The organism is Bradyrhizobium sp. 33ap4, assembly GCF_032654765.1.
Lineage (GTDB): Bacteria > Pseudomonadota > Alphaproteobacteria > Rhizobiales > Xanthobacteraceae > Bradyrhizobium > Bradyrhizobium australafricanum.
In genome coordinates this window covers 34,367-60,686 of record NZ_JAUMTJ010000049.1, presented here as the reverse complement: position 1 = coordinate 60,686, position 26,320 = coordinate 34,367, and the positions used below count along the sequence as shown (strand labels likewise).

Annotated in this window: 25 protein-coding genes; 17 read left to right on the top strand and 8 right to left on the bottom strand. The window is 65.0% G+C overall.

Annotated elements, in window-relative coordinates; genetic code table 11:
* Positions 1–52: 52 nt before the first annotated feature.
* The 7 genes from dnaJ (at position 53) to Q2M23_RS31185 (ending at position 5,099) form a co-directional block, all read left to right on the top strand.
* Entirely contained in the window at positions 53–1,180 is a 1,128-nt protein-coding gene (dnaJ, locus tag Q2M23_RS31215) for a molecular chaperone DnaJ (protein WP_316398095.1), read from the top strand.
* Between the two features lie 99 nt (positions 1,181–1,279).
* Positions 1,280–1,882, top strand: a complete 603-nt coding sequence (locus tag Q2M23_RS31210) for a class I SAM-dependent methyltransferase (RefSeq protein ID WP_057020360.1) — start codon at positions 1,280–1,282, stop codon at positions 1,880–1,882.
* Between the two features lie 48 nt (positions 1,883–1,930).
* Entirely contained in the window at positions 1,931–2,509 is a 579-nt protein-coding gene (locus Q2M23_RS31205; protein ID WP_076833724.1) for an NADPH-dependent FMN reductase, read from the top strand.
* A 6-nt stretch (positions 2,510–2,515) separates the two neighbouring features.
* Positions 2,516–3,226 carry an orotidine-5'-phosphate decarboxylase gene (gene pyrF, locus Q2M23_RS31200; protein WP_316398094.1) on the top strand — a complete coding sequence of 237 codons (711 nt, stop codon included), beginning with the start codon at positions 2,516–2,518 and terminating at the stop codon, positions 3,224–3,226.
* A gap of 21 nt (positions 3,227–3,247) precedes the next feature.
* Positions 3,248–3,544: a DUF1330 domain-containing protein gene (locus Q2M23_RS31195; RefSeq protein ID WP_057020363.1), complete on the top strand. Its 297-nt coding sequence runs from the start codon at positions 3,248–3,250 to the stop codon at positions 3,542–3,544.
* Positions 3,545–3,615: 71 nt separating this feature from the next.
* The gene (dapB, locus tag Q2M23_RS31190) at positions 3,616–4,428 is read left to right on the top strand and encodes a 4-hydroxy-tetrahydrodipicolinate reductase (RefSeq protein WP_016841511.1); all 813 of its coding nucleotides are present in this window, start codon (positions 3,616–3,618) and stop codon (positions 4,426–4,428) included.
* Between the two features lie 47 nt (positions 4,429–4,475).
* Positions 4,476–5,099 (top strand): 2,3-bisphosphoglycerate-dependent phosphoglycerate mutase, encoded by a 624-nt coding sequence (locus Q2M23_RS31185; protein ID WP_076833727.1) that lies wholly within the window; start codon positions 4,476–4,478, stop codon positions 5,097–5,099.
* Positions 5,100–5,223: 124 nt separating this feature from the next.
* On the opposite strand, the gene Q2M23_RS31180 is transcribed toward Q2M23_RS31185, so the two are convergent.
* Positions 5,224–6,120, bottom strand: a complete 897-nt coding sequence (locus tag Q2M23_RS31180; RefSeq protein ID WP_057020364.1) for a methylated-DNA--[protein]-cysteine S-methyltransferase — start codon at positions 6,118–6,120, stop codon at positions 5,224–5,226.
* A gap of 273 nt (positions 6,121–6,393) precedes the next feature.
* Positions 6,394–6,954, bottom strand: a complete 561-nt coding sequence (locus tag Q2M23_RS31175; RefSeq protein WP_316398093.1) for a DUF2244 domain-containing protein — start codon at positions 6,952–6,954, stop codon at positions 6,394–6,396.
* A gap of 22 nt (positions 6,955–6,976) precedes the next feature.
* Here Q2M23_RS31175 and nth point away from each other — a divergent pair, with 22 nt between their 5' ends.
* The 6 genes from nth (at position 6,977) to Q2M23_RS31145 (ending at position 13,881) form a co-directional block, all read left to right on the top strand.
* Positions 6,977–7,750 carry an endonuclease III gene (nth, locus tag Q2M23_RS31170; protein WP_200844514.1) on the top strand — a complete coding sequence of 258 codons (774 nt, stop codon included), beginning with the start codon at positions 6,977–6,979 and terminating at the stop codon, positions 7,748–7,750.
* A gap of 106 nt (positions 7,751–7,856) precedes the next feature.
* Entirely contained in the window at positions 7,857–9,002 is a 1,146-nt protein-coding gene (locus tag Q2M23_RS31165) for an HlyD family secretion protein (protein WP_316398092.1), read from the top strand.
* Positions 8,989–10,617 (top strand): MFS transporter, encoded by a 1,629-nt coding sequence (locus Q2M23_RS31160; protein ID WP_316398091.1) that lies wholly within the window; start codon positions 8,989–8,991, stop codon positions 10,615–10,617. Before Q2M23_RS31165 ends, Q2M23_RS31160 begins: the two co-directional genes overlap by 14 nt.
* Before the next feature lie 140 nt (positions 10,618–10,757).
* A complete protein-coding gene (locus tag Q2M23_RS31155) occupies positions 10,758–11,810 on the top strand; it encodes a type III polyketide synthase (RefSeq protein ID WP_316398101.1) in 1,053 nt (350 codons plus the stop codon).
* Positions 11,807–12,319 carry an isoprenylcysteine carboxyl methyltransferase family protein gene (locus Q2M23_RS31150; protein WP_283066211.1) on the top strand — a complete coding sequence of 171 codons (513 nt, stop codon included), beginning with the start codon at positions 11,807–11,809 and terminating at the stop codon, positions 12,317–12,319. The genes Q2M23_RS31155 and Q2M23_RS31150 overlap by 4 nt, the downstream gene beginning before the upstream one ends.
* Complete coding sequence (locus Q2M23_RS31145) at positions 12,316–13,881, top strand: DHA2 family efflux MFS transporter permease subunit (RefSeq protein ID WP_410469795.1); 1,566 nt, start codon at positions 12,316–12,318, stop codon at positions 13,879–13,881. The genes Q2M23_RS31150 and Q2M23_RS31145 overlap by 4 nt, the downstream gene beginning before the upstream one ends.
* Here Q2M23_RS31145 and Q2M23_RS31140 read toward each other — a convergent pair.
* The 3 genes from Q2M23_RS31140 to Q2M23_RS31130 form a co-directional block, all read right to left on the bottom strand.
* A complete protein-coding gene (locus tag Q2M23_RS31140; RefSeq protein WP_316398090.1) occupies positions 13,878–14,630 on the bottom strand; it encodes a sulfate transporter family protein in 753 nt (250 codons plus the stop codon). The two genes, Q2M23_RS31145 and Q2M23_RS31140, sit on opposite strands and share 4 nt — an antisense overlap.
* Before the next feature lie 104 nt (positions 14,631–14,734).
* A complete protein-coding gene (locus Q2M23_RS31135) occupies positions 14,735–16,147 on the bottom strand; it encodes an MFS transporter (protein WP_316398089.1) in 1,413 nt (470 codons plus the stop codon).
* A 328-nt stretch (positions 16,148–16,475) separates the two neighbouring features.
* Complete coding sequence (locus Q2M23_RS31130) at positions 16,476–17,399, bottom strand: LysR family transcriptional regulator (protein ID WP_076833738.1); 924 nt, start codon at positions 17,397–17,399, stop codon at positions 16,476–16,478.
* A gap of 170 nt (positions 17,400–17,569) precedes the next feature.
* Between Q2M23_RS31130 and Q2M23_RS31125 the strand changes: the two genes are divergently transcribed.
* Both Q2M23_RS31125 and Q2M23_RS31120 read left to right on the top strand, forming a co-directional pair.
* Positions 17,570–18,739 carry a CoA transferase gene (locus Q2M23_RS31125; RefSeq protein ID WP_316398088.1) on the top strand — a complete coding sequence of 390 codons (1,170 nt, stop codon included), beginning with the start codon at positions 17,570–17,572 and terminating at the stop codon, positions 18,737–18,739.
* Positions 18,740–18,746: 7 nt separating this feature from the next.
* The gene (locus Q2M23_RS31120; protein ID WP_316398087.1) at positions 18,747–19,694 is read left to right on the top strand and encodes a hydroxymethylglutaryl-CoA lyase; all 948 of its coding nucleotides are present in this window, start codon (positions 18,747–18,749) and stop codon (positions 19,692–19,694) included.
* Positions 19,695–19,806: 112 nt separating this feature from the next.
* On the opposite strand, the gene nikR is transcribed toward Q2M23_RS31120, so the two are convergent.
* Entirely contained in the window at positions 19,807–20,244 is a 438-nt protein-coding gene (gene nikR / locus Q2M23_RS31115; RefSeq protein WP_076833744.1) for a nickel-responsive transcriptional regulator NikR, read from the bottom strand.
* 147 nt (positions 20,245–20,391) lie between these two features.
* On the opposite strand from nikR, the gene Q2M23_RS31110 reads away from it, so the two are divergent.
* On the top strand, positions 20,392–22,596 hold the full coding sequence (locus Q2M23_RS31110; protein ID WP_316398086.1) for a TonB-dependent receptor: 2,205 nt from the start codon (positions 20,392–20,394) through the stop codon (positions 22,594–22,596).
* Between the two features lie 3 nt (positions 22,597–22,599).
* Here Q2M23_RS31110 and Q2M23_RS31105 read toward each other — a convergent pair whose 3' ends face one another.
* Complete coding sequence (locus Q2M23_RS31105; protein WP_316398085.1) at positions 22,600–23,466, bottom strand: YiiX/YebB-like N1pC/P60 family cysteine hydrolase; 867 nt, start codon at positions 23,464–23,466, stop codon at positions 22,600–22,602.
* A 199-nt stretch (positions 23,467–23,665) separates the two neighbouring features.
* On the opposite strand from Q2M23_RS31105, the gene Q2M23_RS31100 reads away from it, so the two are divergent.
* The gene (locus Q2M23_RS31100; RefSeq protein WP_316398084.1) at positions 23,666–25,078 is read left to right on the top strand and encodes an NAD(P)/FAD-dependent oxidoreductase; all 1,413 of its coding nucleotides are present in this window, start codon (positions 23,666–23,668) and stop codon (positions 25,076–25,078) included.
* Between the two features lie 274 nt (positions 25,079–25,352).
* Here Q2M23_RS31100 and Q2M23_RS31095 read toward each other — a convergent pair whose 3' ends face one another.
* Positions 25,353–26,297, bottom strand: a complete 945-nt coding sequence (locus Q2M23_RS31095; protein WP_316398083.1) for an MBL fold metallo-hydrolase — start codon at positions 26,295–26,297, stop codon at positions 25,353–25,355.
* Between the last annotated feature and the right edge of the window lie 23 nt (positions 26,298–26,320).

Genomic DNA, 26,320 nt, shown 5'->3' with positions numbered 1-26,320 from the left:
ATCGTCGGCGCAATCTTTGGCGATCGCGATGAACTTCGGACGGAATTGAAGGATGTCCACCAAGCGCTGCTATTACGAGACCCTCGAGGTTGAGCGGAACGCGGACGAGACCAAGCTCAAATCGGCTTTCCGCAAGCTCGCGATGAAATGGCATCCGGACAAGAATCCGGGCGACGCCACCAGCGAAGTCCGATTCAAGGAAATCAACGAAGCCTATGAGGTGCTGAAGGACGGCGACAAGCGCGCCGCCTATGACCGCTTCGGCCATGCCGCTTTCGAGCAGGGCATGGGCGGTGGCGGCCCCGGCTTCGGCGCCGGCTTCGCCTCATCCTTCTCCGACATTTTCGAAGACCTGTTCGGCATGGCCGGGCAGCGCCGCGGCGGCGGCCGCGAGCGCGGCGCCGACCTGCGCTACAACATGGAGATCACGCTCGAGGAGGCCTTCCAGGGCAAGACCGCGCAGATCGAGATCCCGGTCTCGGTCACCTGCGAATCCTGCTCGGGCACCGGTGCCAAGGCCGGCACCAAGCCGAAGACCTGCTCGCATTGCGGCGGCGCCGGCCGTATCCGGCAGGCCCAGGGCTTCTTCACGCTGGAGCGGACCTGTCCCGGCTGTCAGGGCCGCGGCCAGATGATCGAGGATGCCTGCACCTCCTGCGCCGGTTCCGGCCGGGTGACGCGCGAGCGCACGCTGTCGGTCAACATTCCCCCGGGCGTCGAGGACGGCACCCGCATTCGTCTCGCCGGTGAAGGCGAGGCCGGTGTCCGCGGCGGACCGCCCGGCGACCTCTACATCTTCCTGTCGCTGACCACGCACCAGTTCTTCCAGCGCGACGGCGCCGACCTGCACTGCCGTGTGCCGATCTCGATGGTGACCGCAGTGCTCGGCGGCGAATTCGAGGTGCCGACCATCGACAAGGGCAAGACCAAGGTGAAGGTGCCGGCCGGCACCCAGTCCAGCCGGCGATTCCGCATTGCATCAAAGGGTATGCCGGTGCTCCGTTCGCGCCAGACCGGCGACATGTATGTCCAGGTCGTGGTCGAAACTCCGCAGAATCTGACCAAGAAGCAGCAGGAACTGCTGATGGAGTTCGAAATGCTGTCGTCCGGCGCAACCCAGCCGGAGGCAGCGGGTTTCTTCTCTAAGGTCAAGGACTTCTTTGGCAATCGCTCCGTCTAGCCGCAGTCGTTATGCTTGACCGTAACGACTTCGATCTATACGTCTTTGTGACTGTTTTCTGACAACCGCTCGATTGTGCGGTCCCCGCCTGGTAGCGACATGCCTTTGCAATCGTCCGTGCGTGCGTCGAAGAAGCCCCTCCGTCTCGACGACGAGGTTCGATTTCTCCGTTCATGGATGGAGAAGCCGCTGCATATGGGCGCGGTGATGCCGTCCGGACGGCTGCTCGCCCGCACCATGGCGCAATATGTCGATCGCGACGCCGAGGGGCCGGTCGTCGAACTTGGACCCGGCACCGGGGCGATCACCAACGCGCTGATCGAGCACGGCGTCGACCAGAAGCGTCTCGTCCTGGTCGAATACAATCCCGGTTTCTGCGCGTTGCTGCGCGAACGTTATCCGCAGGCCAAGGTGGTCCAGGGCGACGCCTACAGGCTCCGCGACACGCTGTGGGATGTCATGAAATCTCCCGCCTCGGCCGTGGTCTCCGGCCTGCCGCTGGTCACCAAGCCGATGTTGACCCGCCTGAGGCTGGTCCGTGACGCTTTCCTGGCGCTCGCACCCGGCGCGCCGTTCATCCAGTTCACCTATTCGGTGGTGCCTCCGATTCCGAAGTCGCTGCCGGGCGTGTCCACAGAGGCCTCCGAGCGGATCTGGATGAACCTTCCGCCCGCGCGGGTCTGGGTGTATCGCAAGGGCTGACCACCCGGCGCCGTCGCGCCGGGCGAGCGCCTTACCTGCGATTTCAAAATGTCCGCGCTGAAAATCCTCGTGATCCCCGGATCGCTTCGGTCAGGCTCGCTCAATGCGAAGCTGGCTGCCGTGCTGGCGCACGAACTGGCGCAATCCGGCGCCGACGTCACCCGCATCTCGCTCGGCGATTTTCCGCTGCCGATCTATGATGGCGACCTGCAGGCGAAATCCGGCGTGCCGCAGCATGCCGTGAATCTGAAACGGATGATCGGCGCCCATCATGGCGTGCTGATCGTGACGCCGGAATACAATTCCTCGGTGCCGGCGCTGGTGAAGAACACGATCGACTGGGTGAGCCGCGTGCAGGATCCGCATGAGGTGCGAGGTCAGGTGTTCCACGGCCGCGCGTTCGCGATCTCAGCCGCATCCGGCAACCGGCTCGGCGGCACCCGCGCGCTCGCGGCGCTGCGCCTGATCCTGTCGGCGTGCCGCGCCACCGTGATCCCGAACCAGCTCGCGCTGTCATTCGCCGAGCAGGCCTATGACGATATGGATCATCTGAAGCACCAAGCCGACATCGACGCGATGCAGGCGCTGGTGCGGCAGCTGATCGACCAATCCCAACGCATGATGTGAGGTGACATGCAGCCAGCCAGGATCGCTCCAAGAGACCGGTTGATCGTGGCGCTCGATCTGCCGTCCGTCGCCAGCGCCGAGGCGATGATCGACCGGCTCGGCGATGCCGTCACCTTCTACAAGATCGGCTATCAGCTCGGTTATGCCGGCGGCCTCATCCTGGCGAAGCAGCTTGCAGGCAGCGGCAAGAAGGTCTTCCTCGATCTGAAGCTGCACGACATCGGCAACACCGTCGCGCGCGGGGTCGAAAGCGTCGCCGGGCTTGGCGCGACCTTCCTCACCGTGCATGCCTACCCGCAGACCATGAAGGCGGCGGTCGAGGCACGCGCCGGCTCCGGCCTGAAGATCCTCGCGGTGACGGTGCTGACCTCCTACGACGACACCGATCTGCATGCGGCGGGCTATCGCCTCAACGTCTCCGATCTCGTCGAAGCGCGCGCCAAACAGGCGCAGGCGCTTGGCGTTGACGGCCTCGTCAGCTCGCCCGAGGAGGCCGCCGCCTTGCGCAAGATCGTCGGCGACCAGATGAACCTGGTGACCCCGGGCATCCGCCCCGCAGGCTCGGCGATCGGCGACCAGAAGCGCATCATGACGCCGGCTCGCGCCATTGCCGCCGGCGCCGACTATCTCGTGGTCGGGCGTCCGGTGATGGAAGCCGCCGACCCGAAGGCATCAGCCGAAGCCATTCACGCCGAAATCGCCCAGGCGCTCGCCTGAACAACAAGAGGGAGAACAGAGATGGCGAAGGGATACTGGATTGGACGCGTCGACGTTCACAATGAGGAAGGCTACAAGCCCTACATGGCGGCCAACCCTGCCATCTTCCAGAAATTCGGCGGCAAGTTCATCGTTCGCGGTGGCAAGTTCACCGGCGTGGAGGGCCAGAGCCGCTCCCGCAACGTCGTGATCGAATTCCCCGATTACGCGACCGCGCTCGCTTGCTACCAATCGCCGGAATACCAAGCCAACATCAAGGTGCGGCAGCCGCATTCGATCGCCGACCTCATCATCATCGAGGGGCACGACAGCCCATAGTCCGCACATCGGGTAGCCGGTTCGGTTGCCGGAACAGCCTTGGCTCGCTATATCGCGTGGAGAGGTGAGCCATGGCTGACATGCGTTTGATCGTTGCGGGAGCCGGCGGCCGGATGGGCCGCACGCTGACGCGGGTGATTTCCGAAACCCCGGGGGCGGTGCTGGTCGGCGCGCTGGAAGCGCCGGGCTCGGAACTGCTCGGCAAGGACGCAGGCGTGCTCGCCGGCCTCCCCGCCAATGACGTCAAGCTGTCGGCCGATCTGTGGTCGATGTCGGCCGGCGCCGACGGCATCCTGGATTTCACCGTGCCGGCCGCGACCATCGCCAACGTCGCGATCGCGGCCGAGCGCGGCCTCGTTCACGTCATCGGCACCACCGGGATGTCGCCGTCCGACGATGCGGTGATCCGCAGCGTGACCAACCGCGCCATCGTGGTGAAGTCAGGCAATATGAGCCTCGGTGTCAATCTGCTCGCCGCGCTCGTCAAGCGCGTCGCGCAATCGCTCGACCAGAGCTTTGACATCGAAATTCTCGAGATGCACCACAAGTCCAAGATCGATGCGCCGTCGGGCACCGCCTTGATGCTCGGCGAAGCCGCGGCCGCGGGACGCGGAATCGCGCTCGATCAGCATTCGGCGCGCGGCCGCGATGGTCTCACCGGCGCGCGGCGCGCGGGCGATATCGGCTTTGCCTCGTTGCGCGGCGGCACCGCGGCCGGCGATCACAGCGTGATCTTTGCCGGCCCCTCCGAGCGCATCACGCTCTCGCACCATGCAGAAGATCGCGCGCTGTTCGCGCAGGGCGCGCTGAAGGCAGCGCTGTGGGCGCATGGCAAGAAGCCCGGCATGTATTCGATGGCCGACGTCCTCGGGTTGAGCGACTGACACCGCTCGACGGAATGAAATCCAGCTAAGCGAAAACGGAATCTGAAATGAGTGATCGTCTCCTTGTGCTCGTTCGTCACGGTCAGAGCGACTGGAATCTGAAGAACCTGTTCACCGGGTGGAAGGACCCTGATCTCACCGAGCAGGGCGTCAACGAAGCCAACGAGGCCGGCCGCAAGCTGAAGGCGCAGGGCCTGTCGTTCGATGTCGCGTTCACCTCCGATCTTACCCGTGCGCAGCACACGCTGAAGCTGATGCTGGAGCAGATCGGCCAGACCGGATTGCCGACCACGAAGAATCTCGCGCTCAATGAACGCGATTACGGTGATCTCTCCGGCCTCAACAAGGACGACGCCCGCAAGAAGTGGGGCGAGGACCAGGTTCTGATCTGGCGCCGTTCCTACGACGTGCCGCCACCCGGCGGCGAAAGCCTGAAGGATACGCTGGCGCGCACGCTGCCTTATTACGTGCAGGAGATCCTGCCCGGTGTGCTGCGCGGCCAGCGCACGCTGATCGCCGCCCACGGCAATTCGCTGCGCGCGCTGATCATGGTGCTGGAGAAGCTGACGCCCGAGCAGATCCTCAAGCGCGAACTCGCGACCGGCGCGCCGGTGATCTATCGGCTCAATGCCGATTCCACCGTAGCGTCAAAGGTCGATCTCGCGGGGTAGAGGTTTGATGTTGTCATTCCGGAGCGATGCGCAGCATCGAACCCGGAATCTCGAGATTCCCCGGTGCGCAATTGCGCACCTGAGGTCTGGTCCTTCGGACCATCCCGTAATGACGAGATAGAGGTTAGTGCAACCCCACCTGGCCGGCTTCCCAGCCCAGCATCGCCTGCTTGCGGGTGATGCCCCAGTGATAGCCGGTCAGCGCGCCGCTTTTGCCGAGTGCGCGATGGCAGGGCACCACGAACGACACCGGGTTGCGGCCGACCGCGGCGCCGACCGCGCGCGAGGCTTTCGGGCTGTTGATCTTGCAGGCGATGTCGGAATAGCTGACCGCGCGGCCCATCGGGACCTTGAGCAGCGTCTCCCACACCCGCACCTCGAAGTCGGTGCCGATCAAGACGACGCGCAGCGGCTGGTCCGCCCGCCACAACCTTGTATCGAACACGCGCTGCGCCAGCGCGGCGGTGCCGTCGGTGTCCTCGACATAGGTCGCGTTCGGCCAGCGCCGCTTCATGTCGGCGAATGCGGTCTGCTCGTCGCCGTGATCGGCGAAGGCAAGCCCCGCAAGCCCGCGATCCGTTGCGATCACGATCGCGGTGCCGAACGGCGAGGGATGGAAGCCGTAGCGCAGCGTCATGCCGCCGGCGCCGGTCTTCCATTCGCCCGGCGACATCGCCTCATGCGTGACGAACAGGTCGTGCAGCCGTCCCGGCCCTGACAGGCCGGAGTCGAGTGCCGCGTCGAGCACGCTGGCGGAATCGCGCAGCAGGTTCTTGGCGTGGTCCAGGGTCAGCGCCTGCATGAAAGCCTTCGGCGTCAGCCCGGCCCAGCGGCGGAACAGATGGTGCAACTCATCCGGCGTGACGGCGGCGGCATCGGCCATCGCTTCGATGGTCGGCTGTGTGCGCCAATGCTCCGAGATGAACGCGATGGCGCGCCGAACCGAGTCATAGTCGCGCAGCGCGGCGCTCTGGAGGCCCGGCTTGGCCAGGCGCTGGTCGTGTATGGCGAGTGTCATCATGGTGTCTGATTTAGGAGCCATGGCGCGTCCAAACCACCCGATTTCTGACAAGCATGATCCGGAAAAGTGGGGACCGGTTTTCCGGCAAGATCATGCTCAAAAGTAAGCTCGACTAGTGTCCCGAATCCGAAGTTCGTATCATTTGCCGCACCTTCGGAGCGAACTTCGGATTCGATAAGGACACTAGCAAACCTTTGATTCTAGTGTGCTTTATGAATGCGAAGTTCGTGAAAGTGGTTGCCGCGAAATCGCACGAACTTCGCATTCAGCACACTAGTGGATGGGGTTGTAAGTCGGGCCGCGTTTTGCGGCGTTGAGCGCCGCCGTCAAGGCCTTGGAGAAGCTGGCCTTTTCGTCCGGTCCGAGGAAGCTGCCAACGCTGACCCGGCGGCCCCGGGAGACCAGATAGAGCCGCTCGATACCGAACTCCTCATGCGAGATCTGTTCGAACCGCACCCAGAGCGGATTGAGCACCCATTCGGCCACATGACCGCGATGGCTGATCCTGCGCACCCGCAGTTCCGACGCCGTGACGGTGATCTCCTCGCTCGCCTTGGCGGTGCGGAAATTGACCTTGAACGCCCAATAGATCACCAGCGCGTCGAGGCCGAAGAAGCCGAAGATCGGCCAGGCGCCCAGCCACCAGAACACCGCGCCGGCAATGAAGCTGACCACGGTGACGAACGACATCAGCACGATAAAGCCGGTGCGATTCAGCGAGCGGTGCGGCGTCAGCAATGCCGAGAACAGTTTGGGCTCGGCCTCAGCGGCCTCAGCCGCGAGATCATTGGCCCTGCGGTCTTCGCCCGGATCAAAGTCGTTGCCTGCGGTCATGGCGTATCAGTATATCCGGTTCATGGCCAAAATCATCCGCTCTCAACGCGCCAGCACATCAAGCGTTCGTTCCGCACCGAAGAAGAAGCCTGCGAATGCGGCAAGGCTGCTGCCCAAACGCGGGGCAAAGAAGGCCGCCAAGCGAACCGTAAAGTCAAAGCCATGGACATCGGAGGAGGTCTACGAGGCCTTCGACCGGTTCCGCAAAGCCAATCCCGAGCCCAAGGGCGAGCTCGAGCACCTCAATCCCTACACGCTGCTCGTTGCGGTGGTGCTGTCGGCGCAGGCGACCGACGCCGGCGTCAACAAGGCGACGCGAGCGCTGTTCGCGGTCGCCGACACGCCGGACAAGATGCTTGAGCTCGGCGAGGACAAAGTGCGCGACTACATCAAGACCATCGGGCTCTATCGCAACAAGGCGAAGAACGTCATCGCGCTCTCGCAGAAGCTGATCGCCGAGTTCGGCGGCGAGGTGCCGCGCACGCGTGCCGAGATCGAATCGCTGCCCGGCGCCGGCCGCAAGACCGCGAATGTCGTGCTCAACATGGCGTTCGGCGAGCACACGATGGCAGTCGACACCCATGTGTTTCGCGTCGGCAACCGCACCGGGCTCGCGCCCGGCAAGACGCCGCTCGAGGTCGAGCTGGGATTGGAAAAAGTGATCCCGACCGAGTTCATGCTGCACGCCCATCACTGGCTGATCCTGCATGGCCGCTACACCTGCCTCGCCCGCGGTCCACGTTGCGACGTGTGTCTGATCAATGATCTCTGCCGGTGGCCGGAAAAGACCGTCTGAGGCATGATCGTCGTCATGTGCTATCAGGGCGTTCTCGAGCGAAGTGGATGCCGGTCCGCGTGATAGGTTCGTCGGCTATTCCGGTGCGTGATTGAGGGAGTGCGGTGTGGCAGAGCAGGTTGAAGATGGTCCGTCACCCGCCAGCCAGACCGCGCCTGCTGCGGCACCTGCCAAGCCGCAACCTTCGGCAAGCGGCTTCTGGAGCCGTTTCGCGATTCCGCTGTTTGTCGTGCTCGTCGCGCTGGTGTTCGTCGCGGTGGCGACCAGCCGCTGGGATGCCTGGGTCGGCAGCGCCACGATCCAGACCACCAATGATGCCTATGTGCGCGCCGAATTGACCCAGCTCTCCAGCCGCGTGTCCGGCGAGGTGCTCACCGTCGCCGTCTCCGATTTCCAGCACGTCAAGGCCGGCGATCTCCTGGTGCAGATCGATCCGGCCGATTATCAGGCGCAGGTGGCGCAGGCCGAGGCCGGCGTGGTCGGTGCTCAGGCCGTGCTCGACAACCTCAACAACCAGGTCGAGCTGCAATACGCAACCATCGCGCAGGCCGAAGCTGCGCGGCTGTCCGCGGAGGCGCAGCAGACTCTGGCACGCCAGGAGGAAGAGCGTCAGCAGTCGCTGTCGCAAACCGACGCCGGCACGCGGCAGCGGCTCGAGCAGGCGACCGCATCCTACGCCAAGGCGGAGGCCGACGTGCGCGCCAGCCGCGCTGTCATCGCGGCACAGCGCCATCAGCTCGAGGTCCTGCAAGGCACCAAGAAGCAGCGTGCCGCCGACCTCGACGCCGCCAAGGCGCTATTGGCATCGGCCAAGCTCAAGCTTGGCTACACCAAGATCGTCGCGCCGTTCGACGGCGTCACCGGCGAGCGCCAGGTCCAGCCGGGCGACTACGTCAACATCGGCGCCAATCTGATCAACGTCGTGCCGCTGCCGAACGTCTATGTGATCGCCAACTACAAGGAGACCCAGCTGACCAACGTCAAGCCGGGCCAGCCGGTCGAGGTCACCGTGGATACGTTCGCGGGCCAGAAGCTGCGCGGCGTCGTCGAGCGCATCGCGCCGGCGAGCGGATCGCAGTTCGCGCTGCTGCCGCCCGACAACGCCACCGGCAATTTCACCAAGGTGGTGCAGCGCATTCCGGTGCGGATCCAGTTCGACAAGGGCCAGCCCTTGCTCGAGCGCCTGCTCCCGGGCATGTCGGTCGTCACGCGGATCGACACCGGCGAGGCGGTCGCCAATGGCGGAAAGTGACGACCGCGACCGTGGTCCGGTCTCGCGCGGCGACGTCGCGCGCTATCCGCTGTTCGCGGTCGTCGCCGTGCTGCTCGGCGCGTTCCTGGCGAATTTCGACAGCCGCCTGACCTCGGTCGGCTTGCCCGATCTGCGCGGCGCATTCTCGCTCAGCTTTGACGAGGGCGCCTGGCTCTCCACGGCTGCCATCGGCTCGCAGATCTTCGTTGCGCCTGCGGTGGCCTGGCTTGCCACCGTGTTCGGCCTGCGCCGGGTGCTCGGCATTCCGAGCCTGGTCTATGCCGTGGTCTCGCTGACCATCCCGTTCGTGCGCGACTACACGACGCTGATCGCGCTCAGCATCGCCCACGGCATGCTGCTCGGCACCTTCGTGCCGGCGACGCTGATGATCATCCTGCGCAATTTGCCGATCCGATGGTGGCTGCCGGCGATTGCGATGTACTCGATCCGCGTCGGCTTCGCGCTCGACTCGTCGAGCTCGCTGGTCGGTTTCTATGTCGAGCACCTCGGCTGGCAGTGGCTGTATTGGCAGGGCGTGGTGATCGCGCCGATGATGGGGCTGATGGTGTATCTCGGCACTCCGAAAGAACCCGTCAATCGCGACCTGCTGCACCATGCCGATTGGGGCGGCATGCTGCTGCTCGGCGCCGGGGTGTCGATGGTCTATGCCGGGCTCGATCAGGGCAACCGGCTGGACTGGCTGTCGTCGGGCACGGTGATGGCGCTCTTGATCGGCGGCGGGCTGTTGATCGTCGCCTTCATGATCAACGAAATGATCGCGCGCCGGCCCTGGGCGCATTTCAACGTGCTGTTCTCGCGCAATGTCGGGCTCTCGCTGCTCGTCATCCTGCTGTACACGCTGACCAGCCTGTCGAATTCGTCGCTGGTGCCGAACTTCCTCGGCACTGTCGGCGCGCTGCGGCCGGAGCAGTCGGGCGTGCTGCTGTTCATCTACGGCGCGCTGCCGATGTTCGTGCTGGTGCCGATCTCGATCCTGCTGCTGCGCCACCTCGATCCGCGCATCGTCGTGGTTCTCGGCTTCTCGGCGTTCGCGGCCGCCAATCTCTGGGGCACGCAGCTGAGCCATGTCTGGGCGCGCGAGGATTTCGTCGGCATCGTCCTGCTCACGTCGATCGGGCAGGCGTTCACGCTGCTGCCGATCATCATCATGGCGCTGTCGAATTCCGATCCGTCGCGGGCGACGGCGTTTGCGGCCTATATCCAGATCATGCGCCTCGGCGGCGCCGAGATCGGCGTCGCGTTGATGGGGACCTGGCTGAGGGTCCGCGAGCAGATCCATTCCAACTATCTCGGACAGCATGTCCAGAATGGCGATATCGACGTCGTGAACCTGCTCAAGCGGCTTGCGGGTGAATTTTCCGGCCACGGCATCGGGACGGCGACGGGGCGCGCCGTCGGCACGCTGGCGGCGCTGGTGCAGCGCGAGGCCAACACGCTCGCCTATATCGACGGCTTCTGGCTGTGCTTCTGGCTCGCGATCCTGGCGCTGGTCCTGGTCGCCTTCATCACGCGCGCGCCGCAGGGCCCGTTGTCGCCGGCGCCGCTCGGCTTGGTGAAGAGCGCGATGCGCAGGCTAGGCGTCACCGCTTCCTGATTTTCGAAGAGGCGGCGCGGATATCGGCGCCGGGTCAATTTATAGTGAATGCGGCGCTCGCGCGATGTCGCAGGCGTGTTGAAATATTTTGCTCATCGCGCGGTTCCAAGAGCGGGGGAAATGGAGCCACGATGATCGAGATGAAGCAGACGGCCGCGCTTGTTTCCCTGGCGACGGCGGTTCCACCGCATCTATTCCATCAGGGACAGGTCCTGCAGGCCGCGCGCAATCTCCTCGCCGACCGCTATGCCGAATTCGAGACGCTCTCCAGCCTGTTCGCCAACACCGGCATCCAGCATCGCTACGGCGTCAAGCCGATCGAATGGTATCTCGAACGGCGCGGCTGGCCGGAGCGAACGCTGGCGTTCCTGGAGGGCGCGGAGACGCTGTACGTCGACGTGGCCCGCAAGGCGATTGCGCGCGCCGACCTGACCGGCGGGGACATCGATATCGTGGTCACGGTGTGCTCGACGGGTATAGCCACGCCGACGCTGGAGGCGCGCGTCGCCGGCAAGCTCGGTCTGCGGACGGATGTGTCGCGCGTGCCGGTGTTCGGCCTGGGCTGCGCGGGCGGCGTGTCGGGCCTGTCGATCGCGGCGCGGCTGGCCGAAGCGCGGCCGGGAGCGAACGTGCTGCTGGTTGCGCTCGAACTCTGCACGCTCGCGGTCCGGCACGACGAGCTCACCAAGGCAAATATCGTTGCGGCCAGCCTGTTCGGCGATGGCGCGGCCGCGATCGTGCTGCGTGCCGGCGACGGTGGCGCGACGCGGATCGAGGCGACGGGCGAAAAGCTGTGGCCGGATACGCTCGACATCATGGGCTGGACGGTCGATCCGGAAGGATTCGGCGTGGTCTTTCAGCGAACCATTCCGGATTTCGTCCGCGACCATGTTGGACCAGCCGTCGCCGAAATCCTGGCGCGGATGCAGCTGACCGCCGATGACATCGACCGCTTCCTCTGCCATCCCGGCGGCGCCAAGGTCATCGCCGCGCTGGAGCGGGCACTCGCGCTCGATCAGGGCACGCTCGATCACGAACGCGACGTCATCGCGGCTTGCGGCAACATGTCGGGCCCGACGGTTCTCTTTGTTCTCGAACGAGCCTGCGCCAAGGGATTGCCGCCGCGCTCGCTGCTCACGGCGCTCGGGCCGGGCTTCACGCTCAGCTGCGTTGCGCTCAGGCACGCGGCGTGAGCTTCGCGTCGGTTATCCTCTCGCTGGTCACGCTGCAGCGTCTCGGCGAGCTCGTGCTGTCACGTCGCAACACTGAGCGGCTTCTCGCACGAGGCGCGGTCGAGGTCGGCGCCAATCACTACCCGCTCATTGTCCTGGTTCACGCCGGCTGGCTGACCGCGCTGTGGATCTGGGGCCGCGACCAGGACGTCAATCTGGCCGCGCTGGCGGGTTTCCTGGTGCTGCAAGGCTTGCGGATATGGATCCTCGTCGCGCTGGGGCCGCGATGGACCACGCGAATCGTCGTGCTGCCGGGCGCGCCGCTGGTCGCATCCGGGCCGTACCGATATTTCCCGCATCCAAACTACGCCGTCGTGGTCGGTGAAATCGCACTTCTTCCCCTCGCGCTCCACCTGCCGCGATTGGCGCTGATCTTTACCCTCCTCAATCTCGCGGTGCTTGCGGTCCGGATTCGGATCGAGAACCGCGCGCTCTCCGTCTCCGAATGGCCACGCACAAGCACGCCATGAGCAAGGCGGATCACCGAACCGACAGCCCATCGGCTGCGACCTGGGCCGGCTTCCTCCTGATGTGCTTCGGCATGTTCATGGCGATTCTCGACATCCAGGTCGTCGCAACCTCGTTGCCGACGATCCAACGCGCGCTAGCGATCTCGCCGGCGGCGATGAGCTGGATCCAGACCGCCTATCTGATCGCGGAGGTGATCGCGATCCCACTGACCGGCCTCTTCACGCATGCGCTGTCGTTGCGATGGCTGTTCGCGCTTGCGGTGAGCCTGTTCACTGCCGCCTCGGTCGGCTGCGCCCTCAGCGGCGGCTTTGCCGCGCTGCTGGCGTTTCGCGTGCTGCAGGGATTTTCCGGCGGCGTGCTGATCCCCGCAGTGTTCTCCGCCGTGTTCACGCTGTTCCCGGCGCGGCTTCATCCGGTGGCCACCACGATCGGCGGCGTCGTCGCGGTGCTCGCGCCGACCGTCGGACCCGTCGTCGGCGGCTGGATCACGCAGACATGGTCCTGGCCATGGCTGTTCCTGATCAATCTGGCTCCGGGAACGGTGGCAGCCACAGTCACGCCGTTGCTGCTTCCGAGGGAAGGCGTGCAGCTTCGGGCGTTCTCCAGACTGGATAAATGGTCGCTTGTCCTGCTCGCAGCGACGCTCGCAAGCTTCATGATTGGTCTGAAGGAAGCGCCGCAACGCGGTTGGGCCTCGATGCCTTGCCTCGGCCTGCTGATCGGAAGCATCGCGGGATTGACGCTACTGATCCGGCGCACGCTTCGCGCGGCCTATCCGATCGCGCAATTGACGCTTTTCAGGCGGCGTCCGTTCGCGATCGGTTGCGCACTGAGCTTTTGCCTCGGCATTGGCCTGTATGGATCGACCTATCTGATGCCGGTATTCCTCGGTTTCGTCCGCCGCCATGACGCCTTCGAGATCGGCACGATCATGCTGGTCACGGGGGTTGCGCAGCTCGCCGCCGCGCCGCTTGCGGCGATCCTCGAAAGCCGCGTCGGCGCGCGGCGGCTGACCGGCGCGGGCTTCGCCTTGTTCGCGCTCGGCCTCGGCTGGAGCGCCATTCAGCCGCGCACGGCGGATTTTGGCGAGATGTTCTGGCCGCAGGTCGTGCGTGGCGTCGCGATCATTTTCTGCCTGCTACCGCCGACGCGCATTGCGCTGGGCGCCCTGCCGGAGGCGGACATTGCCGACGCCAGCGGACTGTTCAATCTGATGCGCAATCTGGGCGGCGCGATCGGGATCGCCCTGATCGATACCATCCTCTATGGGCGAAGCCCGATCTATGGCGAGGATTTCCGCCTGCGCCTGCTGGCGGGGGATGTCACTGCGGCGCAGGCGATCGGGCTCGATCCGAAGTTGCTGATCGACCGGCCGCCGGGTCTGCCGGACGACGCCACGGTGGCATTCATCCGGCCGTTGGTCGAACGGGCGTCGCTCGCACTCACCGTGAACGAAGCATGGGCGATGCTCGCCTGCGTGGCGATCGTCGGACTGCTGCTTGTACCCTTCGCAAGCGATCGGGTACCGGCATCGCTGCCCGGCCTTCCGGATAACACCTAGACCGAGGACACGTTGGTTCGCCGCGCCGGCTCGAGCAACTCGCGCCGCGGGCCCGACAGCCGCTTGTACATGTGCACCATGAAGGCCATGCCGAACAGCGGCGTCGCCAGATTGACGATCGGGATCGAGACGAAGGCGGCGATGAACAGGCCCGCGGTAAAGACTGTCGCCGCGTTCTCCTTGCGCATCGCCTTGGCGTCATCAGGCGAGCGGAACCGCATCGCCGCAAGCTCGAAATACTCGCGGCCGAGCAGCCAGGCGGTCGCGAGGAAGAAGATGATGAAGCCCGCGCCCGCGAACAGCACGAACGGCAGCGCGACCAGATAGACCAGGATCGTCAGCAGCGCGGTCTTGACGCCCTCGATCGTCGCGAGCGTCACCGGCAGCGCCACGCCGGGATGGTCGGCCGGATAATGCTCGCGCTCGACATGGTCGGCGACGTCGTCGACAAACAGGCTCGCCACCAGCGAGGTGATCGCCGGCATCAGGAAGATGCCGCCGAGCACGACGCCAAGGCCCGCCGAGATCGAGACGATCCAGGACAGCACGTGCAGCGTGGAATGGAAATTGGGGCCGAGCATGCCTTCGGCCCAGACCTCTCCATAGTCGGCAAACCAGCTCAGCAGCCGCTGCAATCCGATCGCCAGCACGGTGATCAGCACCAGCGCGAGCCCGATCGAGCGCCACAGGATCGAGCGCATCGGCGGCGACAGGATTTGCGAAAGCGCCTTGACGGCGGCGGCTAACATGACTGGGTTACCTCTGCACAAATGACCCGCGAGAGGTAGACACCCAATATGGCTTCGGCAAGTGCCGTTTGTGCCGCGGCGAGAGCGTTTTCGAGTGAATTGCTCTAGGCGTCGAGCGGCCTGCCGCGGACGTTCGGTCCCCAGACACCGATGGCAATGATCACGATGACCATCGCCGCGGTGATCAGGCCGAACACGCCGCCGACGCCGGCCTCCTTCAGCATGAACGCCACGATGAAGCCGGAGAAGGTCGCGCTGAGCCGGCTCATCGAATAGACGAGGCCCGCGGCGCGTGCCCGGATCGCGGTCGGAAACACCTCGGTCTGGTAGGCGTGATAGGCGTAGGACAGCGTCATGTTGGCCCCCGTCACCAGCACGCCGCTGGCGATCAGCAGCACCGGCTCGGTGAGCTGCGAGAAGGCGAGACCGAACACCGAGATCGCGGCGGCCGCGCCGCAGATGATCCATTTGCGCTCGAAGCGGTCGGCGAAGGTTGCGGCCAAGAGCGGCGCGAGCGGATAGGCGAAGGCGATGATGAAGGAATATTGCAGGCTCTTGGTGACGTTGATGCCCTTCTGCACCAAGAGCGCCGGAACCCAGTTGGAGAAGCCGTAGACGCCGAATGCCTGGCAGAGATTGAAGATCATGAACAGCACGACGAGCGAGGCGTAGGGCGGCCTGAACAGGTCGGCATAGCCGGTCTCGGCCGGCGCACCTGCCGGCGCCATCGCCGCCGTCGCGGTCGGGCGCGGCGCCGCCGTCGGCGATGCGGCTTCGAGCGTCCGCATGATTGTCTCGGCCTCGGCAGCGCGGCCATGGCGGGCCAGCCAGAGTGGGCTTTCCGGAACGTAGAGCCGCAGCACCCAGATGATCATGCTGGCGGCGGCGCCGATCAGCACGACCCAGCGCCAGCCGTCGATGCCGTGCGGCGAGAGCGGCACCAGCCACCACGACAGCGCGGCGACGATCGGCACCGCCGACAGCATCACCGCCTGGTTGATCGCAAACGCCCGGCCGCGCATCCAGCTCGGCACCAGCTCGGTGATGTAGGCGTCGATGGTGATGACCTCGATGCCGATCCCGATCCCGGCGATGAAGCGCCACAGCAGCAGGCCGCCGGGTGTGGTCTGGCACGCCATGATCACGGATGCGGCGCTGTAGAACAGCAGCGACCAGGTGAAGACCGCCTTGCGCCCGAAGCGATCGGCGAGGAAGCCGAGGCAGAACGTGCCGACGAACAGGCCGGCGAAGGTCGCCGCGACGAAGGCGCCGATCCCGGAGAAGCCGAAGAACGCCTGCGTCGTCGTGGTCATCAATCCGCTGCGGGCAAGGCCCGGCGCGATATAGCCGGTAAAGAACAGGTCGTAGATTTCGAAGCAGCCGCCGAGCGAGAGTAGAATCACCAGCCGCCAGACGTAGCCGGACGTGGGCAGCGCCTCGGGCCGTCGCGAAATCTGGTCGGGTCCGCTTGTCGTGGTGGCGAGATCGGCGACCGAGCCGAGTTCGACGGCGCTCATGATGGTCCTCCCCGAATGGTGCAACGGCCGCCCTTCTTGCGAAGGCGTGCCGGTCGCGCATGTTTGGCAGCCGGGAGCCAGAAATCCAGACGAACATATCGAAGGAATCGTTCGATATTTTCGAACTCAGGGGGGAGGGTTGCATTGATTCACCTTTCAAACGGCTTGTTCAACTGTCGGCCCTGCGAAAGCAGGAACCCATACTCCGCGGCGGGTGTCGTGAAAGGGACTCGTCGTCCCACTGGTGCGCAACTTTGCGGTTCGGTGGTTATGGGTCACTGCTTTCGCAGGGACGACACTGAACCTGTGCAACCACTGGGTCATACATTCAGATCAGCAGCGTCGCCTCCCAGGCACCGCGGCCCACCTGGTCTGCGATCAGGGCGCGGATCAGGCGGCACATCTCCTCCATGACGTAAGTCATTGGGCGGTTGCGCAAGCGGCAAAGATAGAGCGTGCGGGTCAGTTTTGGTTCGATGACTTCGCGCGCGACCAGCGATCGTGCCTTCAATGGCTCGCTGACGAAATGCGTCGTCGCGATCGTGCAGCCCAAGCCCGCGGTCAGCGCGCCGATCATGCCGCTGGTCGAGTTGAGATGCATGATCGCATTGGCCTCGAGCCGCTTCAGCAGCACGGGATCATCCAGCAGCGCGCGCGCCGATAGTCCGTACCGCAACAGGATCAGGGGCAGCCGCGTCACCTCCTCGAAGGTGATTGGCGTTTTCTTCCCGATCAGCTTCTCGGTGCCGACGCAGAACATCTGTTCCTCCAGCACCGGCTCGGCGACCAAGTCCTTTTCCGACGGCGGATTGTAGACCAGCGCGAGGTCGACCTCGGAGCTCAGCAGATGCAGCAGCGTCGCGCCGGAGAGACTCTCGGTCAGCGACAGCTTCAGGTTCGGATATTTCGTCAGCACGGTGCGCATCAGCGGCACGCCGATCGCCTTCATCCCGGAATTGGCCATGCCGATCGAGATATCGCCGGCGATCACGCTGGCGCCTTCCTTGATCTCGCGCTCGGCCGCCGCCATCGCGCGCAGGATGATGCGGGCATGTTCATAGAGCCGCTCGCCCGCCGCGGTCGGTTCCATGCCGCGTGGCTTGCGCTCGAACAGCGGCGTGGCGAATTCGGCTTCCAGATTAGCGATGTGGTGGCTGAGCGCGGATTGCGCGACGTTGGCCTGATCCGCCGCCCGCGACAGGTTGCGCTGCTCGTAAACCGCGATGAAATAGCGAAGCTGGCGCGAATCCATGAGGGTTCAGCGTTCTAGAACCACGAATACTCTATTCGACAGATTATATTTTTCAGATAGCGTGCGGAAGCCTAACCTGCGCCGATCACAAAGCGTTTTCGAGCGAAGCGGATACCGGTTCGCGTGAAGAAACGCGTCAGAACAAGAGCGCAACGAGCACGGAGAAACCGATGACCGGGAACGGACTGCCGCTGGAAGGCGTGAGGGTCGTCGAGATGACCCACATGGTGATGGGGCCGACCTGCGGCATGATCCTGGCGCAACTCGGCGCCGAGGTGATCAAGGTCGAACCGCCCGCCGGCGACAAGACCCGTTCGCTCGGCGGCATGGGCGTCTCGTTCTTCCCGCTGTTCAACCGCGGCAAGCGCAGCGTCGTGCTCGACTTCGCCAAGCCCGAGGACCGCGACACGATGCACCGGCTGCTTGCCAGCGCCGACGTGTTCCTGGAGAATTTTCGCGACGGCCAGCTCGACAAGCAGGGGCTCGGCGCCGAGGAGCTTCGCCAAAAATATCCGCAGCTGATCATCGCCGGCCACAAGGGCTTTCTGTCCGGTCCCTATGATCATCGGCCGGCGCTCGACGAGGTCGTGCAGATGATGTCGGGGCTCGCGGCGATGACCGGCACGCGCGACAAGCCGCAGCGCGTCGGCTCCTCCGCCAACGACATCATGGGCGGCATGTTCGGGGTGATCTCGATCCTCGCCGCGCTCTATCAGAAGCGTGGCGGCGACAGGAGCGGCGCTGACATCCGCATCGGCCTGTTCGAGAACTGCCTGTTCCTGGTTGCCCAGCACATAGTCGAGTACGAGATGACCGGACGCAAGCCGCGCTCGATGCCGGAACGCGAGCATGCCTGGCCGATCTACGACATCTTCGATACCGCCGGCGGCGATCGCATCTTCATCGGCGTCGTCACCGAAGGTCATTGGCAGAGCTTCTGCCGCGAGTTCGGCCTCACGGAATTCGCCGACGATCCGACGCTGCGCTCGACCACGGACCGCATCATGGCGCGCGACCAGATCATTCCGCGCGTTGCCGCGGTGATCAAGGATTGGAACGTGGCGGACCTCTCGGCGAGGCTCGACGCGCTTAACATCTGCTTCTCGCCGATCAACCGGCCGGAGGATCTGCTCGGGGATCCGCATGTGCTGCGTCCCGGCGGGCTGGTCAACAACGTGAACGCCGACGGCAAGCCGTTCCGCGTCCCCGCGCTGCCGCTCGAATGGAACGGCCGCAATATCGGCGAAGGTCTGAAGGTGCCGGTGCTCGGCGCCGATACCGAAGCGGTGCGCGCCGAGCTCGCACAACAGAAGATTTCATCAACCGGAAACGCTGCGTGAGGCTGACATGACCCGTGTCCACGATATCTATCCCACCGACAAGGTGAGCCTGCGCGAGGTCGGCCTGCGCGACGGGCTGCAACTCGTGAAGACGTTCCCGTCGACCGCGGCGAAACAGCGCTGGGTGCGCGATGAATACGCCGCCGGCGTACGGCATTTCGAGGTTGGCTCGTTCCTGCCGGCCAAGACCTTCCCGCAATTCGTCGATGTCCGCGACGTGGTCGCCTCCATCGCCGCGCTGCCCGGGGCGCACGGCGTCGCGCTGGCGCTGAACGAGCGCGGCGTCAACGAGGCGCTGGCCACCGGCGTTGCCGAAATCGCCTCGGTGGTATCGGCGACCGAGGAGCACAGCCAGGCCAACGCCAACCGCTCGCGCGAATCCGCGATCGAGAACATCAAGCGGCTTTGCGAGCTGCGCGATGCCAGCGCGCACAAGCCGCTGGTCAATGCCGCGATCTCGATGGCACTGGGCTGCTCGATCGTCGGTCCCGTCGATCCGAACGAGGTGCTGCGCCTCACCGAGAAGCTCTACGAGGTCGGCGTCGACATGGTCGCGATTGCGGACACGGTGGGTTATGCCGGGCCGAAGCAGGTCGGCGAGCTGACGCGGGGCGCGGTGAAGATCGCGGGATCGAAGCCGGTCTGCGTGCATCTGCACGACACCCGCGGCATGGGCATCGCGAATGCTTCCGCCGCGCTCGATGAGGGCGCCCGCGTGCTCGACGGCTCGCTCGGCGGCCTCGGCGGCTGCCCGTTCGCGCCGGGCGCCACCGGCAATGTCGTGTTCGAGGACCTCGTCTTCCTCTGCGAGAGCAAGGGATTTCCGACCGGCATCGATCTCGATCGCCTGGTCGAGGTGCGCGCGATCCTGAAATCGGAGATGCCGAACGAGGCGCTCTATGGTGGCCTCGCCCGCGCCGGCCTGCCGCGCGGCACCAAGGCGAGGGCGGCGTAGCGTATTCATTGCGTAGACCGGATGGAGCGAAGCGAAATCCGGGGCCTCGCGCCCGCGGACGGAGCTTCCCGGATTTCGCTGCGCTCCATCCGGGCTACGAGACGACACGCTCTCAATCGTGCCCGTGCCCCCGCTTGCGCGGCTTCTTGTCCGGGGCGGTCGGGATCATCACCACGCGGCCGTAACGCACGCCGCGTTCGGCGATGACGTGATCGGCGAGATGGCGGACCTCGCTGCTGGCACCCTTCAGCGCCGTCACCTCCATGCAGCTGTCGTCGTCGAGATGGACGTGCAGCGTCGCCAGCGACAGGTCGTGATGGCCATGGAAATTCTGCACCAGCCGCTTCGACAGATCGCGCGCGGCGTGGTCGTAGACATAGACCAGCGCCGCAACGCACTGCCCTGACGGCGCCTCTTCCGCGCTCTGCTGCAAGCCGGCGCGTGCGAGATCGCGGATGATCTCGGAGCGGTTCTGATAGCCGCGCGCCTCGGCGGCGGCGTCGATCTCCGCGAGCAGGTCATCCTCGATGGTGATGGTGATGCGTTGCATGGATTATCCGTGGTGGCTCGATTGCCTGGCGGTATGACATTTTTCTTGTAACGTCATACTGTGCTTGCTAGCGTCGCTTTGCCGAGGTTGGTTGGACTGGTGCGGTCGTCGCGTGACTGTAACAGGTATCATGCGGGGGCATGGGCGTTGCGTCGTACTGCATGGCGGATATTTCCCGCCGCCGCGTCCATTGCAGCATTTGCGCCGGCCGCCGAAGCGCAGGCGGTCGCCACCGTGCCCGGCCAGTTGCCGCCGGTGACGGTAACGTTGCCGGACCAGGCGCCACCCAGGCACGCCAGACCGTCCCGGCGTCCGCGCCATGTCGCCAGCGGCGGCCGCAAGCCTGCCGCGCTCCAACCAAGTCAACCCACCGCTGCGAGCGACGGAATCACCGGCGGCTCGGCGACCGTGTCCGAGTCCGATCTGCAACCGACCGCCGCCAGCGCGCGGCAGATCAGCGGCGACGAGGTGAATGCGCGGCCGATCTCGCGCGTCGGCGAAGTTCTGGAGGTGGTGCCGGGTCTGATCGTCACTCAGCATTCCGGCGAGGGCAAAGCCAATCAATATTTTCTGCGCGGCTTCAATCTCGATCACGGCACTGACCTCGCCATCACCGTCGACGGCATGCCGGTCAACATGCCGACCCATGGTCATGGCCAGGGCTATGCCGACATCAATTTCCTGATCCCGGAGCTGATCCGGTCGATGGATGTCCGCAAGGGTCCATACTACGCGGACAAGGGCGACTTCGCTTCCGCCGGCGCGGTCGACATCAATTATCTGAACGCACTGCCGAAGAACATCGCCGAGCTGACGGTTGGCAGCTTCGGCTATCTGCGCGCGATGACAGCCAGCTCGGCCAAGGCCGGCGATGGCACGCTGCTCGCAGCCTTCGAGGCCAACAAATACAATGGCCCGTGGGACGTGCCCGACGACATTCGCAAGCTCAACGGCGTACTGCGCTATAGCCAGGGTATCGCGACCGACGGCTTCTCGCTGACCGCGATGGCCTATTCCAATGGCTGGAATTCGACCGACCAGGTCGCGCAACGTGCGATCGACCAGGGCCTGATCGGCCGTTATGGCACGCTCGATCCGACCGATGGCGGCACCGCCAGCCGCTTCAGCCTGTCCGGCAACTGGGCGCAGTCCAGCGACTACGGGCAGAGCAAGCTCAACGCCTATGTGATCCGCTCGTCGCTGCAGATTGACAACAACTTCACCTATTTCCTCGACGACCCCGTCAACGGTGACCAGTTCAGCCAGACCGACAGGCGCACCGTCTATGGCCTCGACGCCAGCCATGCTTTCGACCTTCGTTTCGCCGGCGTCGATACGCAGACCCGGGTCGGCGTGCAGACCCGCTACGACGACATCAATGTCGGTCTGTTCAAGACCGTGCAGCGCGAGATCCTGTCCAGCGTGCGCAACGACCAGGTGCAGGAGGGCAGCGTCGCGCTGTGGGCCGATACCACCGCGCGCTGGACCGACTGGCTGCGCACCACGGTCGGCATCCGCGAGGATTATTTTGCCGGCCATGTGCTGAGCGACACGCCGCAGAATTCCGGCAACGCCCAGGCGGCGATGACGAGCCCGAAGGCCGGCATCGTGCTCGGCCCCTGGTCCAGGACCGAGTTCTACGGCAATGCCGGCTTCGGCTTGCATTCCAACGACATCAGGGGCGCGACCATCACCGTCGATCCCAATGACAAGGTGACGCCGCTCGAGCGCGTGCCGCTGCTGGTGCGCTCGAAGGGCGCCGAGCTCGGCATCCGCACCAGGGCGATCGACGGCCTCACCTCGTCGCTCGCCGTGTTCGTGCTCGATTTCGATTCCGAGCTGCTGTTCGTCGGCGATGCCGGCACCACCGAGCCGAGCCGGCCGAGCCGGCGCGTCGGCGTCGAGTGGACCAACCAGTACAAGCTCTTGCCGTGGGTGAGCCTCGATTTCGACCTCGCCTATACCCGCGCCCGCTTCACGGATGTCGATCCGGCCGGCAATTTCATTCCGGGTGCGCCGGCCTGGGTCGCCAGCGGCGGCGTCACCTTCGGCCGCGAGACCGGCTGGTTCGGCAGCCTGCGCGCCCGCTATTTCGGCCCGCGCCCGCTGATCGAGGATGACAGCGTGCGCTCGCTGTCGTCATTCATCGTCAACGCCCGCGCCGGCTACAAATTCGACAACGGGATGCGGCTGCAGCTCGACGTCCTCAATCTCTTCAACGCGCAAACCAACCAGATCGAATACTACTATCTGTCGCGGCTGCCGGGCGAGCCGATCGATGGCGTCGCCGACCGCCATGTGCATCCTGCCGAGCCGCTTGCCGTTCGGCTGACGCTTGCGGCAACGTTCTGATCGTCACACCGGCGCGCGACCTTCGGCGGTCATTTCCGCAGCCGGAAGCGCCGTCTCTTCGTCAGTCGCTTCAGGAACAAGCGGCGGCGACTTACGTTCTGGAAACACACCGAATTCGCCCGCCACCTCCTGGAGCGGCTTCTGCTTGTCGGCCCAGTGCAGGGCCGTATAGTCGAAACCGTGCACGATGGTGGGTTTGACGACTTCGAAATAGGGCGAGATGTCGAAATCGCGAGGCATGTAGAGCGAAGAATCGCGGATATGCAGGATCTCGCGGCGCGCCTTGCGGCTGGCGGCGCGCGTGATCTTGGGCAGGATCGGATAGCGCACGGCGTCGAACGCCTGCGCGATCAGCGCCGAGCAGATGATCTTGGTCGGATCGCCGGAGCCGAACGCGATCATGCGGCGGCGCCAGCGCTGCGGGATCGGCAGCGGAAACAGATAGCGCGCGAGATCGACGATGTTCTTGGTGTCGTAGCCGAAGCCGATGCGGTTGATGGCGTAGCGGCACACCGTGGTGCGGTCCTCGAACGACAGTCCGACCGGACGGCAGAGGCGGGTGTGGTAAGCGAGATATTTCGACAGCGGCGCGGAGGTCACGCCTTCGCCGATATTGGCCTCGATCAGCACATGCTGTTCGCCGTCAGGCTCGAACGCGCCGTCGATCGGTCCGACAAACAGCGCGGCGTGCGACCAGGTCGACTGCGTGAGGTATTTGATGATGCCGGAAATCCGGTTGTTGCCTTCGACCAGCAGCACGTCGCCGGGCTGCATGATGCTCCGCAGATGGTCCGGATCGCTCGGCGTGAACGGCTCGTAACCGGGGACTTCCTTCTGCAGGTTACCGACGGTATCGAGCATTACGCCCATGGATTCCCCCCAGCGGTTCTATGACCGCTTGTGTTTCACTTAATCATGGTCGCAAGCTGTTGCAATTTAGTTCATGCCATCGGCGGATCAATCATGATTGATTTACCATGATGGTTGCTGCGGTCGGTGAGATGCGGCACAGTTCGCGAAGCGTTCCCGTTCTCCGCAAGTCCCCGGAAACCATGCCAGAAGCTATGTCATGACCGTGACCCGCCGCGATTTCCTGTCGGCGTCCGCAGCTTTCGCGCTGGTGCCTGCGCTGGGCGGCCGGGTGCTTGCCGCGCAGCCGCCGCTGCGCGAGGCCGACATCGTCGTGATCGGCGCGGGGGCCGCAGGCATTGCCGCGGCGCGACGGATCGTTGCGGCCAACCGCAAGGTGATCGTGGTGGAAGCGGCAGGCCAGGTCGGCGGTCGCTGCCAGACCGACGCGTCGACATTCGGTGTGCCGTTCGACCGCGGCGCGCGCTGGATGCACAATCCCGAGACCAATCCGATGATCCGGCTGGCCCGCTCCGCGGGCCTCGACATCGTCACGGCGCCTGCGGGGCAGAAGATTCGCATCGGCCGGCGCTACGCCCGTCCCGGCGAGACCGAGGAGTTTCTGGCGGCGCTGGTGCGCGCCAATCGCGCGATCGACGACGCTGCGCGCAAGGCCGATATCGCCTGCGCCGCAGCGATGCCGAAGGACCTCGGCGATTGGGCCGGCACCGCGGAATTCCTGCTCGGGCCCAGTTTCTGCGGCAAGGATCTGAAGGATCTTTCCGCCGTCGACAAGGTGCGCGCGCAGGATCGCAACACCGCGATCGCTTGCCGGCAGGGGCTCGGGGCGCTGATCGCAAAGCTCGGCGAAGGACTGCCGCTGGCGCTGTCGACGCCGGCGCAGCGTATCCTGTGGAGCAATCGCGACGTCATGGTTGAGACGCCCTCCGGCAAGATCACCGCGCGCGCCGCCATCGTCACGGTGTCGAGCAACGTGCTCGCGAGCGGCAATATCAAATTCGCGCCGGAGCTTCCGAAGCGCGCGCTCGATGCCGCCGCCAAGCTCAGCCTCGGCAGCTACGATCGCATCGCGCTGCAGATCCCCGGCAATCCGCTCGGACTGTCGCGCGATGACGTCATCATCGAGCAGAGCAATTCGACCAAGACGGCGCTGCTCTACGGCAATATCGCAGGCTCCTCGCTGTGTACGATCGACGTCGCAGGCTCGTTCGGCCGCGACCTGTCGGCGCAGGGCGAGCAGGCGATGTCGGCTTTCGCGGTGGAATGGCTGACCAAGCTCTATGGCAGCGAGGTCGGCGCCGCCGTGAAGAAGACCAGCGCGACGCGCTGGAATGCACAGCCCTTCATTATGGGCGCGATGTCGGCTGCTGCACCCGGCGCACAATTCTCGCGCCGAATCCTGGCCGAGCCGATCGGCGCGATGTATTTCGCGGGCGAGGCCACCCATGAGACGCTGTGGGGCACCATCGACGGCGCCTGGGACAGCGGCGAGCGCGCCGCCGACGCCGCGCTGCGCAGGATCGGCGGGGCGAAGGAAGCGACACCGGCGCCCGCCGCGCCCGCCGCAAAACACAAGCGCCGCACGTCGCCTCGCTCCGGGGCGATGAATTGACGGTCGGGCGAGGTGACGGTTGAGCGCGGCCGGCCTTACCGTCGTGTGTGCGATGATTTGATTTGGTGGCGAGTGCTGCCGCACAACAGATGTCGTCCCTGCGAAAGCAGGGACCCATACGCCGCAGCAGATGTTGTGATCGGGACTCGTCGTTCCACCATCGTTCACCAATAACCGTTCGTGGTTATGGGTCCCTGCGTTCGCAGGGACGGCACCGAGTATGTTGCGCAGCAGGTGGTCATGAATCCGCATTCTCGCGACATGATTTGTCCGATCACACCGGCAGCTTCAGCTCCATTAGATCCTTGGCCACCACGATGCGGCCGGAATAGTTCTTCTTCACGTCCCTCGTCCAGTCATCGTCGGTGACCTGCCGATCGTCGCCGGGGACGAAGTGACTGAGCACCAGCGTCTTCACGCCGGCGGCGGCTGCGATGCGGCCGACGTCCTCGGTCGAGGTGTGGCTGTCGAGCAGATGCTTCTTCAGCGTGGCGCCGTTCTTGGTCGTGGCGACCAGGCGATCGACCGCGGGGACATAGAGACACTCGTGCACCAGCACGTCGACGCCCTTGGCAAATTCGGCGAGCTTCGGGTTGTAGGCGGTGTCGCTGGAGAACACGATGGTGCCGTCCGGGGTCTCGAACTTGTAGGCGAAGTTATCCGTGATCGGCGGATGCGGCGTGCGGAACGCGGTCACGGTGATGTCCGATGTCTTCAGCACCACACCGTCGTCCCTGATGTCTTTCGCGATCAGCAGCTTGCGCGGGTCCGGGCGGCCTTCGTCCTCGATCCGGGTCTCGACGTCGAACTTGTTCAGCTCCCAATATTCCTTGGTCATCGCCTCGATGCCCTTGGGGCCGAACGAATGGATCGGCGTCGAGAGGCCGGCCGCCCAGGCGTTGTAGAACAGATTGCCGTATTCCAGATTGTGATCGGAATGATGATGGCTGATGAAGATGTACTTGACCTGCGGGATCGGCACGCCCGCGCGCACAAGCTGGCGGCTGACGCCCATGCCGCAATCGATCACGAACGGGGTATCGTTGACGACGACGAGATTGGCAGGGTTCGAAGCGCCGTTGCCGACGCGCGGCCCGCCCTTGGTGCCGAGGAACACGATGCGGGTCCGCGCCTTGTCGGTTTGCGCGCGCACGCCCGGTGCCGCGAGCACGGCGGCGCTGCCGAGCACCAGTTTCAATGCGTTGCGGCGATCGATCATCGGTGTCTCCCTGGTCTCTTTTT